The sequence below is a fragment of the Streptomyces sp. NPDC021212 genome (assembly GCF_044332925.1).
Classification (GTDB): domain Bacteria; phylum Actinomycetota; class Actinomycetes; order Streptomycetales; family Streptomycetaceae; genus Streptomyces.
Genome location: NZ_JBIRPZ010000011.1, coordinates 209,722 through 223,296, shown reverse-complemented (window position 1 = coordinate 223,296; position 13,575 = coordinate 209,722). Strand labels below are relative to the sequence as shown.

Here is a 13,575-nt window from a genome sequence, read left to right as displayed (position 1 = left end):
CCGCGGTTGGGTCGGTTTCGGCCTTCTCGGCTCGGCGCCGCGGGGCCTGGGCGGTGCCTGTGCCCCGTCGATCCTTTCATGAGTCACGGACTTTGGGACCACCCGGTGCGGGGTGCCGGGGGTGGGAGGCGGGAGGCGTTGTCGGTGGGGCGTGGCAGGATCGGGGTCGTGGCAGAGAAAGCATCGAAGAAGACCGCAGCGCCCGCGTCCGACCGCACGGGGGACCGTCCCCGCCTGCTCCTGCTGGACGGGCATTCCCTGGCATACCGGGCGTTCTTCGCGCTGCCGGCGGAGAATTTCAGTACGACCTCCGGCCAGACGACCAACGCGATCTACGGCTTCACCTCGATGCTGGCGAACACGCTCCGTGATGAGCGGCCCACGCACCTGGCGGTGGCGTTCGACGTCTCGCGCAAGACCTGGCGCTCCGAGCAGTTCGCGGAGTACAAGGCGAACCGCTCCAAGAGCCCGGACGAGTTCAAGGGGCAGGTCGAGCTGATCGGCGAGCTGCTGGACACGATGAACGTCACCCGCTTCGCGGTGGACGGCTTCGAGGCGGACGACGTGATCGCCACCCTTGCGACCGAGGCCGAGGCCGAGGGCTTCGAGGTGCTGATCGTCACCGGTGACCGCGATTCGTTCCAGCTGGTCAGCGACCATGTCACGGTCCTCTACCCGACCAAGGGCGTCTCCGAGCTGACCCGGTTCACCCCGGAGAAGGTCCGGGAGAAGTACGGCCTCACCCCGAGCCAGTACCCCGATTTCGCGGCGCTGCGCGGAGACCCGTCGGACAACCTGCCCGGCATCCCGGGGGTCGGCGAGAAGACCGCCGCGAAGTGGATCAACCAGTTCGGGTCGTTCCAGGAGCTGGTGGAGCGGGTCGACGAGGTCAAGGGCAAGGTCGGCGAGAAGCTGCGCGACCACCTGGAGTCCGTCAAGCTCAACCGGCAGCTGACCGAGCTGGTCAGGGACGTGGAGCTGGGCACAGGGCCCGACGGCCTCAAGCGCATTCCGTACGACAGGGAGGCGCTGGCCGTCATCCTGGACGCGCTGGAGTTCCGCCATCAGAACTTCCGCGACCGCATCCTGGCCGTCGACCCGGGCGCGGCCGAGGAGGAGCCGGCCGCCGCGGCCCCCGGCGTCGAGGTCGACGGGGTGACCCTGGGCGCGGGCGAGCTGGCGCCCTGGCTGGCCGACCGCGGTGCCGAGCCGCTGGGCCTGGCCACCGTGGACACCTGGGCGCTGGGCAGCGGCAGCGTCAGCGAGGTCGCGCTGGCCACCGCCGGCGGGACCGCCGTCTGCTTCGACCCCGCCGAGCTGGACGAGGCCGACGAGCGCGCCTTCGCGGCCTGGATCGCGGACCCGGACCGGCCGAAGGTGCTGCACAACGCCAAGGGCACTATGCGGGTCTTCGCCGAGCACGGCTGGTCCGTCGCGGGCGTCTCCATGGACACCGCGCTCTCCGCCTATCTGGTCAAGCCGGGCCGCCGTTCCTTCGAGCTGGACGCCCTGTCGGTCGAGTACCTGGGCCGTGAGCTGTCCCCGGCGGCTGCCGCGGAAAGCGGGCAGCTCGCCTTCGGCGCCGACGAGCAGGCCGGGCAGGACGCCCTGATGATCAAGGCGCGTACGGTCCTCGACCTCGGCGAGGCGTTCCGGGGCCGGCTGGAGGAGGTCGGCGCGGCCGGGCTGCTGAGCGATGTGGAGCTGCCCACCTCCGAGCTGCTGGCCCGGCTGGAGCGCTCCGGCATCGCCGCCGACCGCGGCTGGCTGGAGGGCATGGAGCAGCAGTTCGCGGGCGCCGTCCAGCAGGCGGTGAAGGAGGCGCACGCCGCGGTGGGCCACGAGTTCAACCTCGGCTCGCCCAAGCAGCTCCAGGAAGTGCTCTTCGGCGAGCTGGGCCTGCCCAAGACCAAGAAGACCAAGACCGGGTACACGACGGATGCCGACGCGCTCGCGTGGCTGGCCGGGCAGACCGACCACGAACTCCCGGTGATCATGCTGCGCCACCGGGAGCAGGCCCGGCTGCGCTCCACCGTGGAGGGGCTGATCAAGACGATCTCCCCGAGCGGCCGCATCCACACCACGTTCAACCAGACCGTGGCGGCGACCGGCCGGCTGTCCTCGACCGACCCCAATCTGCAGAACATCCCGGTGCGCACGGACGAGGGCCGGGCGATCCGGCGCGGCTTCGTCGTCGGCGAGGGCTTCGAATCCCTGATGACCGCCGACTACAGCCAGATCGAGCTGCGCGTGATGGCCCACCTCTCCGAGGACGACGGCCTGATCGAGGCGTTCACCTCCGGCGAGGACCTGCACACCACGGTCGCCTCCCAGGTGTTCGGCGTCGCCAAGTCCGAGGTCGACCCGGAGATGCGGCGCAAGATCAAGGCCATGTCGTACGGCCTGGCGTACGGTCTCTCGGCGTTCGGCCTCTCCCAGCAGCTGGGCATCGGCGCGGACGAGGCCCGCCGGCTGATGGAGAACTTCTTCGAGCGGTTCGGCGGCGTCCGCGACTATCTCCAGCGGGTCGTGGAGGAGGCGCGCGCCATCGGCTACACGGAGACGATGCTCGGCCGCCGCCGCTACCTCCCTGATCTCACCAGCGACAACCGCCAGCGCCGCGAGATGGCCGAGCGGATGGCGCTCAACGCCCCGATCCAGGGCACCGCCGCCGACATCGTCAAGATCGCGATGCTGAAGGTGGACGCCGCGTTGACGGCAGGCGAACTCTCGTCGCGGATGTTGCTCCAGGTCCACGACGAAATCGTGCTGGAGATCGCGCCGGGGGAGCGGGAGCGGGTCGAGGAGCTGGTGCGGCGCGAGATGGCCGGTGCGTTCCAACTGCGCGCTCCGCTCGATGTGTCGGTGGGCGTCGGTACCGACTGGGAGTCGGCCGCCCACTGAGCGGGGGGGACAGGCGGAACGGTCAAGTCCTGTCCCCCGAATGGCCGCTGACGGGCGGTAGGCATCGGTGGTCGCGGGCCTTAAGTTGTCGTAGTGTCACCAGGGTTGACGCGCGGGGGAGCGCTTCGTGTTCGACGGGAGGGACACACGGATGGCACCGCTTATCGGCCGACGTCTGCGTAAGGGGGCGGCCACGACGGCGGTGGCGGCGGCCGCGATGGCCGCCCTCACCGCATCCCAGGCGCCCGGGTTCGCCGCCCAGGAGCATGGCGACGGGGACCACCGGGACCGGGACCGGGCCAGTGGGGCGCAGCCGTCGCCCGACGCGCCCATCGACGGTGGGGGCTCGTACCACACCGATCTGCCGCCCCTGACCAAGCCGGACAAGCCGGGCTCCTCGATCGACCTGCCGGGGTTCCCGGGCAGCAGCGCCAAGGCCGAGGCGGGCATTCCGGCGAGCGTCCTCGCCGCGTACAAGAAGGCGGAGGCGGCGCTCAGGGAGTCCAAGCCCGGCTGCAACCTGCCGTGGCAGCTGCTTGCCGCGATCGGCAAGGTCGAGTCCGGTCAGGCCCGCGGCGGCAACGTGGACGAGGTGGGGACGACCGTCAGTCCCATCCTCGGGCCGGCCCTCAACGGCAACGGCTTCGCCATGATCAAGGACACCGACGGCGGCGAGTTCGACGGGGACACCACCCACGACCGGGCCGTCGGTCCCATGCAGTTCATCCCGTCCACCTGGGCGAACTGGAGCGAGGACGGCAACGGCGACGGCCGCTCGGACCCCAACAACATCTACGACGCGGCGCTCGCCGCCGGCTACTACCTGTGCGCCAACAACCGTGATCTGTCCGTCCAGGACGACATCAACGAGGCGATCCTCGGTTACAACCACTCACGGGAGTATCTGAACACCGTCCTGTCGTGGTTCGAGTACTACAAGAGCGGCACCCACGAGGTTCCCGACGGCACCGGCGTGCTGCCCTCGGAGAAGCCCGGCCCGTCCGGTGACGGCTCGAAGTCCGGCTCCAAGGGCCCCGGCAAGGACAAGGGCAAGGACCGGGACAAGGGCAGGGACAAGGCGCCCGGCAAGGGCGACGACGGTCCGCGCACCCTGCCCAAGCCCGACGACGACCGCGACGGTTCCACGTCCCCCTCGCCCGACCCGGACGACGACCCGGGGCAGACGCCCGGGCCGGGCCTCCCCACCCCGCCGACCACGCCGCCCACCACCCCCGCGCCCAAGCCCACCGGCACGGCCAAGCTGACCGCGGTCGGCGCCAAGCAGCTCACCGCCACCGCCGGTGAGACGTTCAGCGGCTCCCCCAAGGTCCGTGCGGTGAACGCCGAGGGCAAGCCGGTGGCCGCGGCGCGCGTGAAGTACGAGATCCGCGGCGAGACGAGCGCCCGCTTCCTCGGCCTCATCCGTTCCGTCACCGTGCTCACCGGCCCGGACGGCACCGCCACCGCGCCCAAGCTGCTCGCGGGCGAGCAGACCGGCTCCTTCACCCTGCGCGCCACGGCCGTCGGGCGCGAGAAGGTGGCCCCGGTCGACTTCGCCGCGACCGTCAAGCCCCGCCCCGTACCGCGGGCCGATGCGCTGGCCCGCCTCGGTGACAGCGTCCTCAAGGCCGGGACCGGCGGCTCCTTCGCCGACCTCCTCACCGTGAAGGCGACCAACAAGGGCAAGGTCGCGGCCGGTGTCCCGGTCACCGCGACCATGATCACGGACGCCAAGAAGCCCGAGCCGAGCGACAAGGGCCCGTACTTCCTCGACGTCAAGGGCAAGCCGGTCCGCACCCTGACCGGGCTGAAGACCAACGCCCTCGGCCAGCTGACGCTTCCGAAGATCCTCACCGACGAGCACGCGGGCAGCTATCTGCTCCGCCTCACCACGGCGGACGGCGCCGTCCTGGACGTCGAGCTGACTGTCACCTCGGCCGCCGCGTCCCAGTAGGCTCCCCGGCACACCGCGCGCGCCGCCCCCGAGCCCCCACCGGGCCCGGGGGCGGCACGTTTGTGTTCAAGCTTCCGCGTTCACGCTTTCGTGTTCTCATCTGCGCCACCCGTTGCTACGGTGCCCCGGTCCCGGCCGATCTGACGTCACGTCAGTTCTCGGCCGCCTCGTACCGGAACCACGGGAGGCCCGCATGCGCGCCCTCGCCGCCGCCGCGATCGGACTCGCCGCCGCCCTCGCCCTGGTCTTCACGGTGACGGCCGTCGGCGCCCCCGGCGGCACCACCTCCCCCGAGCCGCTGCTCACCACCGTCCCCGAGCACCCCTGAGGGAGGGACGCCCCGCCATGCGCCGCAAAGCCAGCCTGGTACTGCTCGCGTTCGCCGTCTTCTTCGCCGCCCTCGCGCCGCTCGTGCGCTGGTACGCGTTCCCCCGGCTCGCCAAGATCCCGCCCAGCGAGTACCAGACGGCCGTCCTGGAGGCCCGCCCCGCCACCCTGCTCGACTACGCCACCATGAAGCCCCGCACGGTCTCCAAGGTCAGCATCGTGCAGACCCTGCGCGGGAACGTGGCGGCGGCCGAGAAGGTCGGGAAGGAGGCCGGGCGCGACGTCGTCGTCTGGGACGCCCTCTCGTACATCCAGGGCCCCGACGGCAAGATGGTCTCCCGGATCCCCGAGCGCTACGTCTTCGACGCCCACTCCCAGGACCCGGTGCACGCGGGCGGCGAGCACGTCGACGGCGACGCCGTGCGCCGCGAGGGCATCGAGTACAAGTGGCCCTTCCTCACCGAGAAGCGCGACTACCGCTACTTCGACGCCCAGACCCGCACCTCCGCGCCCATCCACTACAAGGGGACCCGGAGCTTCCGCGGTCTGACCGTGTACTACTTCGAGCAGACCATCCCCTGGACCAAGGTCCCGCTGCCCAAGACCATGCCGGTCGACGGCATCACCCCCGAGAGCGTCCGCAAGGCCGGAACCTCCCGCTGGTACACCACCAAGCGCATGTTCTGGGTCGAACCCACCACCGGCGCGCCCGTCAACGGGCAGGAGATCCACCGCGAGGAGCTGCGCGGCGGCACGCTGCTGGGCGGCCGGGACCGGGTGACCGTCTTCTCCGGCCATGTGAAGATGCGCGAGGACTACATCGCCCACACGGTCAAGATGGTCACCTCCCAGCGGCAGCTCGTCCTCGCCATCACGACGTATGTGCCCTGGGCCTGCGGAGTACTGGGCGCCGGACTGCTCGCGCTCGCGCTGCTGCTGGAGGCGCGCGGCCGGCGGTCGCGGTCGCCGGGCGGGCGGCGACGGCTCGTCAACCTCCGTCCTCGCGTTCCCTCCTGATAGTGACGCCGGTAGTGATCTCGGTAGCCGGCTGGCTAGCATGCGCTCCATGCCGGGTATCACGATCGAGTTCACCGAGCAGGAACTGGCCGAACTGCGCGCGGAGGCCAAGGAGAAGGGCGTGGCCATCAAGCGGCTCGCCCACGACATACTGACCGAGGACGTCGTGCGGCGGCGTCAGAAGCAGCGCTTCGTCGAGGGCGCCGTGCGCTTCGCCATGGGGTACAAGGCCGAGTTCGAGCGGGAGTTCCCGGAAGGGCTGCGTTGATCCTGTACGTCGATGCCGGCTGGGTGCTCAACGTCCAGGTCGACGTCTCCCCGGTGAACACCCCCGTGCGTGACTGGGGCGCACTGCACTGCATGAGCGAACGGCACCGCTACGAACGGTTCGCGGGCGAGCCGTACTACGAGGAGGCCGCGGCGCGCGCCGCGACCTTCCTCCACACCTCGCTGATCCTGGAACCTTTCTCCGACTACAACGCGGTGATCGGCGCGGCCTGCGCCCAGATGTACCTGGAGGAGTCCGGCGAGGCGATCGCCCCGCCGCCCGGCGGCATGGTGGCGCTCATCCGCGACATACGGGACAACCGGCTCCGCCTGAGCGAGACCGCCCGGCGGCTGCGCGCCTGGGCCGTATGAGCCGGACGCGGCCAACTCAGCGGCGGGTGTTGGTACGCCGCGTCGGCTGGGCCGTCGTCGGGTCCTCCGGCCACGGATGCTTGGGGTAGCGGCCGCGCAGCTCGGCCCGTACGGAGCGGTAGCCGTCCCGCCAGAAGGACGCCAGATCGGCCGTGACCGCGGCCGGCCGCCCCGCCGGCGACAGCAGGTGCACCAGCAGCGGCACCCGCCCGCCCGCGACCCGCGGCGACTCCTGCCAGCCGAACAGCTCCTGCAGCTTCGCCGCCAGCACCGGCTGCCCGTCCCCGTACTCCACCCGCACCCGCGACCCGCTCGGTACCTCGACCCGCTCCGGCGCCAGCTCCTCGAAGCGCGCCGCGTCGCCCGTCGCCCACGGCAGCAGCCGGGCCAGCGCCTGACCGGCGTCCACCCGCTCCAGATCCGCCCGCCGCCGGGCCCGGCCCAGCTCCACGCCCAGCCAGGCGTCCGGGTCCGCGAGCAGCGCCGCCTCCGACACATCCGGCCAGGGCGCCCCCAGCTCTCGGTGCAGGAACGCCATCCGCTGACGTACCGCCGTGGCCTGCGCGGACCACCGCAGCAGCCCCGTACCCTCGCGGCGCAGCCCCTCCAGCAGCGCCGCGTGGACGAGCGCCGGGTCGGGCGCGGTCAGCGGCCGGGCCACCAGCTCGATCGCCCCGAGCCGGGACACCCGCCGGGCGACGACGTCCCCGTCGGCCCAGTGGACCTCCTCGCCGTCCGACCCCAGCGCCGCGGTCGCCGAACGGGCCGTCTCCTCGTCGGTGACGGCGGCGAGCCGCACCCGCGCCGACGCGGCGGCCACCGGCCGGTCCGCGACCGCCACGGCCAGCCACGGCGCCCCGCCCAGCCGCGACCCGTCACCCAGCTCGGCCCCGGTCCCGGCCGCCATGAGATAGCCCCGCCCACCCCGCAACCGACCCACCCGCTCGGGGAAGGCCAACGCGACGACCAGCCCGGCGACAGCGTCATCCCCCCGCGCCGCACCACCCGGCGTCCGGCCCGCGGTGTCGCCCGCGCGGCGGGCGCCGTGCGGCCCCGGGGCCGGAGCCGACTCGTCCGGCTGTCCGGTTCCGGCGCTCCCACGCCGGGCCTCGGCGCTCGCGTCCGGTGCGGTGGCCCGGGCGGCGGGCGTCGCCGACGACGGTCCGCCGCGCGAGCCGTGGGCGGCGACCAAGGAGTCGGGGCGCGCATCGGCCGTGGCCGTGCGGGCGGGGCCTCCGGCCACCGCGCGTTCCAGGCGGCGGGCCTCTTGGCGCCAGCGGGCCGCGTAGGGGTCGCCGCCATGGCGCGCGGTGCGCCAGGCGGCGGCCAGGTCGTCGCCGTACTCCCGCGGCGGCTCCTCGCTCAGCAGGGCCACCACCTCGGCCGCCCGGCGGGCGCCGACCTCCTCGGCGCCGTCGATCAGGGCGCGGGCGAGGCGGGGGTGGAGGCCGAGGCGGGACATGCGGCGGCCGCGCTCGGTGGCGCGCCCGGCCGCCTCGACGGCGCCGATCGCGGTCAGCACCTCCCGCGCGGCCGTCATGGCCCCGCCGGGCGGTGGGTCGAGCAGGGCGAGGCCGGAGGCGTCCGGGTCGCCCCAGCACGCCGCCTGGAGGGCGAAGGCCGTCAGGTCGGCCTCGGCGATCTCCGGGGACGGGAAGCGCGGCAGCCTGGCGTCCTCGGCCTCCGGCCAGCAGCGGTAGACCGTCCCCGGCGCCTCGCGCCCGGCCCGGCCGGCGCGCTGCCGGGCCGCGGCCCGGGACGCCCGGACGGTCGTCAGCGCGCTCAGACCCCGCGCGTGGTCCATGCGCGGCTCCCGGGCGAGGCCGCTGTCGACGACGACCCGTACGCCCGGCACGGTCAGGCTCGACTCGGCGACCGACGTCGCCAGCACCACCCGCCGCCGGCCGCCGTCCGCGCCCGCGAGCACGGCTTCCTGTACGGCGGCGGGGGCCCGGCCATGGACCTGGAGGACGTCCGCGCCGGCGCCGCCCAGCAGCCCCGCCACCCGGCCGATCTCGCCGACACCGGGCAGGAAGCACAGGACGTCGCCGGACCGCTCGCGCAGCGCGCGCCGCACCACGTCCGCGACGTGTTCGAGCAGGGCCGGGTCCACCCGCATCCCATGCGGGGGGCGTACGGGACGTACGGGCGGCGTCCACACCACCTCTACGGGGTGTGACACGCCCGGGGCCGATACGACCGGCGCGGGCCGCCCGTCGCCCTCCGCGCCCAGCAGCCCCGCCCACCCCTCCGCGTCGGTCGTCGCCGACGCGGCGATCAGCCGCAGCTCCGGGCGCAGCGCGGCCCGGACATCCAGGAGGAAGGCGGCCGCCGTGTCGGCGTCCAGGTGCCGCTCGTGGCATTCGTCCAGGACGACGGCGTCGACCCTGGCCAGCTCCTGGTCCCGTTGCAGCCGCTGCACCAGCACACCGGTGGTGACCACCTCGACCACGGTGCGGGGCCCGGCCTGCCGCTCCCCGCGCACGGTGAAGCCGACCCGTTCGCCGGTCCGCTCGCCGAGCAGCCACGCCATGCGCCGCGCGGCGGCCCGCGCCGCGATCCGGCGCGGCTCGGCCACCAGGACCCGCCGTGGAGGCGACTCGCCGCCGTCCAGCAGTCCGGCCAGGACCAGCGGCACCAGCGTGGTCTTGCCGGTCCCGGGCGGTGCGCACAGCACCGCCGACCCCCGCTCGTCGAGCGCGCGCAGCAGCTCGGGGACGGCTTCGCGGACAGGCAGCTGGTCGAGGACGTCCGTACGCATCGCCGGTGCCCCCGCTCAGTCCCGCTCGCAGACGAAGACGGCCGTGCCCGGGATGAGGCCGCCGCGCAGCGGGGACCAGCCACCCCACTCCTGACGGTTCCAGGCGGGCCATTCCGGTTCCACGAGGTCGATCAGCCGGAAGCCCCCTCCCACGACGTCCCGTACCCGGTCACCGAGGGTCCGATGGTGCTCCACATAGACGGCGCGACCCTCGTCGTCCTGTTCCACATACGGGGTGCGGTCGAAGTACGAGCCGGAGATGCTCAGCCCCTCGGGCCCCGGCTCGTCGGGGAACGCCCACCGCACCGGATGCGTCACGGAGAACACCCAGCGGCCGCCCGGCCGCAGCACCCGGTGCACCTCGCGCATCACCCGTACCGGCTCCGCCACGAAGGGCACCGCCCCGTACGCCGAGCAGGCGAGGTCGAACGAACCGTCCCGGAAGGGCAGCGCGGTCGCGTCGGCCTGGACCAGCGCGATGCCCGACGATCCGGCGCCGACGCCGGAACCGGCGGTCTCCGCGTCGATCCGCCGGGCGTGCCGCAGCTGCCGGTGGGAGATGTCGAGCGCCACCGGGCGGGCCCCGCGCGCCGCGAGCCAGCGCGCGCACTGCGCCGCGCCCGCGCCCACCTCCAGCACGTCGCGACCCTTCAGCCGGTCCGCGGGCCCGAGCAGCCCGGCCTCCTCCTCGTCCAGCCCTTCCGGGCCCCATACGAAGCGGTCGTCGCCGAGGAAGGCGCCGTGCTCCTCCTGGTACTCGTCCGCGTTGCGGTCCCACCAGCCGCGGCTGGCCCGGCTGCTCTCGGTGTCGTCGGCGATCCGGCGGGTGGCGGTGGGCTCGGATGCATCGGGGGCGTCAAGGGCGCCGGAGGCCCGGAGGGCCGCGAGGGCACTCTCGGGGGCCTCGAAGGCACCGCTGGGCTCGTGTTCTTGGACCATAGGGCGCGTCGTCGTACTCTCTGTATCGACCTGTGGCCGCGGGGCACGGCAAGGGACCGCGTCGCAGCAGTGACTTGCAAATTGCCGGGTTCGGGGCGTTAGACCCCAGGTGCGCTCTTCGTGCATTGACCATGCCCGGCCGCCCCCGTATGCTACAAGTTGCGCTGCGGGCCTGCGCGACTCAGACGGAGCAGGCCGCGCTCGACTGTTGTATGTCCCCTCGGTTGTCGAGGCGTTTTCGGTCTCTCGGAAAGATCCGGAAAGATCGCGCCTCAACAGGCTGTCCGGCTTCGGCAGTGCGATAAGGGTCCTCGGCGTAGCAGTACCTACGACTCAATGTCCGTACCGGAGCCCTTTCCCACATGACGAGCAGCACCGAGGCAACCCGCACCACCCCGCAGGTGGCGGTCAACGACATCGGTTCCGAGGAAGCCTTCCTCGCCGCGATCGACGAGACGATCAAGTACTTCAACGACGGCGACATCGTCGACGGCGTCATCGTGAAGGTCGACCGGGACGAGGTCCTGCTCGACATTGGTTACAAGACCGAAGGCGTCATCCCTTCCCGCGAGCTTTCGATCAAGCACGACGTCGACCCGAACGAGGTCGTGGCCGTCGGCGATGAGATCGAGGCCCTGGTTCTCCAGAAGGAGGACAAGGAAGGCCGCCTGATCCTCTCGAAGAAGCGCGCCCAGTACGAGCGTGCCTGGGGCACCATCGAGAAGATCAAGGAAGAGGACGGGATCGTCACCGGTACCGTCATCGAGGTCGTCAAGGGTGGTCTCATCCTCGACATCGGCCTCCGCGGCTTCCTCCCCGCCTCCCTGGTGGAGATGCGCCGCGTCCGCGACCTCCAGCCCTACGTGGGCAAGGAGCTCGAGGCGAAGATCATCGAGCTGGACAAGAACCGCAACAACGTGGTCCTGTCCCGCCGCGCCTGGCTGGAGCAGACCCAGAGCGAGGTCCGTCAGACCTTCCTCACCACCCTCCAGAAGGGCCAGGTGCGCTCCGGCGTCGTCTCCTCCATCGTCAACTTCGGTGCCTTCGTGGACCTGGGTGGCGTCGACGGTCTGGTGCACGTCTCCGAGCTGTCCTGGAAGCACATCGACCACCCGTCCGAGGTCGTCGAGGTCGGCCAGGAGGTCACGGTCGAGGTCCTGGATGTCGACATGGACCGCGAGCGCGTCTCCCTGTCGCTCAAGGCGACCCAGGAAGACCCGTGGCAGCAGTTCGCCCGGACCCACCAGATCGGTCAGGTCGTCCCGGGTAAGGTCACGAAGCTCGTGCCGTTCGGTGCGTTCGTCCGCGTGGACGAGGGCATCGAGGGTCTGGTCCACATCTCCGAGCTGGCCGAGCGCCACGTGGAGATCCCGGAGCAGGTCGTCCAGGTCAACGACGAGATCTTCGTCAAGGTCATCGACATCGACCTGGAGCGCCGCCGCATCAGCCTCTCGCTGAAGCAGGCCAACGAGGCCTTCGGCGCCGACCCGTCCGTGGTCGAGTTCGACCCGACCCTGTACGGCATGGCCGCGTCCTACGACGACCAGGGCAACTACATCTACCCCGAGGGCTTCGACCCCGAGGCCAACGACTGGCTCGAGGGGTACGAGAAGCAGCGCGAGGAGTGGGAGCGTCAGTACGCCGACGCGCAGACCCGCTTCGAGCAGCACCAGGCGCAGGTCATCAAGTCCCGCGAGGCCGACGAGCAGGCGGCTGCCGAGGCCGGCAGCGGTGCTGCCCCGGCGCCCGGCGGGCAGGCTTCCGGCGGCGGCGGCGGTTCGTACTCCTCGGAGTCGGCCGACAACTCCGGCGCCCTGGCGTCGGACGAGGCGCTGGCCGCGCTCCGCGAGAAGCTGGCCGGTGGCCAGAGCTGAATCTCCGCGCCGCTGACCTGAGCGCCGGCGGCACCGGTTGATCGAGTGTGAGGCCCGTTCCCCTTCGGGGGAGCGGGCCTCACGCATGTCCCCGCGCATGTTCCCGGCCCCGGACGGCCATGATGCGCACAGGAGTTGGGTCCGGGGCCGGGAATGCGCCCGCCCCCGTGCGGTGTTTTCGCGTACGGAACATCAAGGAGGAGCGGTCACAGTGCTTGATCCGCAGGATTTGTACGCGTGGGAACCGAGCGGGCTCGCGGAAGTCGACGCGATAGCCTCCCGGGATTCGGCCGGGCTGGTGCTGCTCTACCACTTCGACGGTTACATCGACGCCGGTGAGACGGGCGACCAGATCGTGGAGCGGCTGCTCGACGGGCTGCCGCGGCAGGTCGTCGCCCGCTTCGACCACGACCGGCTGGTCGACTACCGGGCCCGGCGCCCCCTGCTCACCTTCCAGCGCGACCGCTGGACGGCCTACGAGACCCCGGCGATCGAACTCCACCTGGTGCGGGACGCCACCGCGGCGCCCTTCCTGCTGCTCTGCGGGCCCGAACCGGACGTGGAGTGGGAGCGTTTCGCGGCCGCGGTGCGGCAGATCGTCGAGCGGCTCGGGGTGCGGCTCGCCGTGAACTTCCACGGCATCCCGATGGGCGTTCCGCACACCCGGCCGGTGGGCCTCACCCCGCACGGCAACCGCACCGATCTGATGCCCGGCCACCGCGGCCTCTTCGACGAGGCCCAGGTGCCCGGCAGCGCCGAGTCGCTGATCGAGTACCGGCTCGGCGAGGCGGGCCACGACGTGCTCGGGGTCGCCGCCCACGTCCCCCACTATCTGGCCCGGTCCGCCTACCCCGACGCGGCGCTCACCGCGCTGGAGGCGGTCACCGCGGCCACCGGTCTGGTGCTGCCGGTCGCGGCCCACGCGCTGCGCAACGAGGCGCTGAAGACGCAGGAGGAGATCGAGCGGCAGGTCTCCGAGGGCGACGACGAGCTGGTCGCGCTGGTACGGGGCCTTGAGCACCAGTACGACGCGGTGGCCGGGGCCGAGAGCCGTGGCAACCTGGTCGCGGAGCCGGCCGAGCTGCCGTCGGCGGACGAGCTGGGCGCCGAGTTCGAGCGGTTCCTGGCCGAGCGAGAGGGCGAGGGCGGCGCCTGAGCGG

General features: G+C 72.3%; 10 protein-coding genes. 8 read left to right on the top strand and 2 right to left on the bottom strand.

Going from position 1 to position 13,575, the window contains the following annotated elements:
- Positions 1 to 168: 168 nt before the first annotated feature.
- From polA to ACH4SI_RS28985, 6 genes are all read left to right on the top strand, one after another.
- Complete coding sequence (polA, locus tag ACH4SI_RS29010) at positions 169 to 2,904, top strand: DNA polymerase I (RefSeq protein WP_398300673.1); 2,736 nt, start codon at positions 169 to 171, stop codon at positions 2,902 to 2,904.
- 151 nt (positions 2,905 to 3,055) lie between these two features.
- Positions 3,056 to 4,858 carry a lytic transglycosylase domain-containing protein gene (locus ACH4SI_RS29005; protein WP_398300671.1) on the top strand — a complete coding sequence of 601 codons (1,803 nt, stop codon included), beginning with the start codon at positions 3,056 to 3,058 and terminating at the stop codon, positions 4,856 to 4,858.
- A 193-nt stretch (positions 4,859 to 5,051) separates the two neighbouring features.
- Positions 5,052 to 5,186, top strand: a complete 135-nt coding sequence (locus tag ACH4SI_RS29000; RefSeq protein ID WP_398300669.1) for an SPW_0924 family protein — start codon at positions 5,052 to 5,054, stop codon at positions 5,184 to 5,186.
- Positions 5,187 to 5,203: 17 nt separating this feature from the next.
- The gene (locus tag ACH4SI_RS28995) at positions 5,204 to 6,202 is read left to right on the top strand and encodes a DUF3068 domain-containing protein (RefSeq protein WP_398300667.1); all 999 of its coding nucleotides are present in this window, start codon (positions 5,204 to 5,206) and stop codon (positions 6,200 to 6,202) included.
- Positions 6,203 to 6,251: 49 nt separating this feature from the next.
- Complete coding sequence (locus tag ACH4SI_RS28990; RefSeq protein ID WP_234357101.1) at positions 6,252 to 6,470, top strand: hypothetical protein; 219 nt, start codon at positions 6,252 to 6,254, stop codon at positions 6,468 to 6,470.
- Positions 6,467 to 6,841, top strand: a complete 375-nt coding sequence (locus ACH4SI_RS28985) for a hypothetical protein (RefSeq protein ID WP_398300665.1) — start codon at positions 6,467 to 6,469, stop codon at positions 6,839 to 6,841. Before ACH4SI_RS28990 ends, ACH4SI_RS28985 begins: the two co-directional genes overlap by 4 nt.
- Positions 6,842 to 6,857: 16 nt before the next feature.
- Here the strand turns inward: ACH4SI_RS28985 and ACH4SI_RS28980 are convergent, their stop codons facing one another.
- Positions 6,858 to 9,602: an ATP-dependent helicase C-terminal domain-containing protein gene (locus tag ACH4SI_RS28980; RefSeq protein WP_398300663.1), complete on the bottom strand. Its 2,745-nt coding sequence runs from the start codon at positions 9,600 to 9,602 to the stop codon at positions 6,858 to 6,860.
- 15 nt (positions 9,603 to 9,617) lie between these two features.
- The gene (locus ACH4SI_RS28975) at positions 9,618 to 10,541 is read right to left on the bottom strand and encodes a class I SAM-dependent methyltransferase (RefSeq protein WP_398300661.1); all 924 of its coding nucleotides are present in this window, start codon (positions 10,539 to 10,541) and stop codon (positions 9,618 to 9,620) included.
- Positions 10,542 to 10,903: 362 nt separating this feature from the next.
- Here ACH4SI_RS28975 and rpsA point away from each other — a divergent pair, with 362 nt between their 5' ends.
- Positions 10,904 to 12,415 carry a 30S ribosomal protein S1 gene (rpsA, locus tag ACH4SI_RS28970; RefSeq protein ID WP_398300659.1) on the top strand — a complete coding sequence of 504 codons (1,512 nt, stop codon included), beginning with the start codon at positions 10,904 to 10,906 and terminating at the stop codon, positions 12,413 to 12,415.
- A gap of 211 nt (positions 12,416 to 12,626) precedes the next feature.
- Positions 12,627 to 13,571 carry a PAC2 family protein gene (locus tag ACH4SI_RS28965; RefSeq protein WP_398300657.1) on the top strand — a complete coding sequence of 315 codons (945 nt, stop codon included), beginning with the start codon at positions 12,627 to 12,629 and terminating at the stop codon, positions 13,569 to 13,571.
- Positions 13,572 to 13,575: the final 4 nt, after the last annotated feature.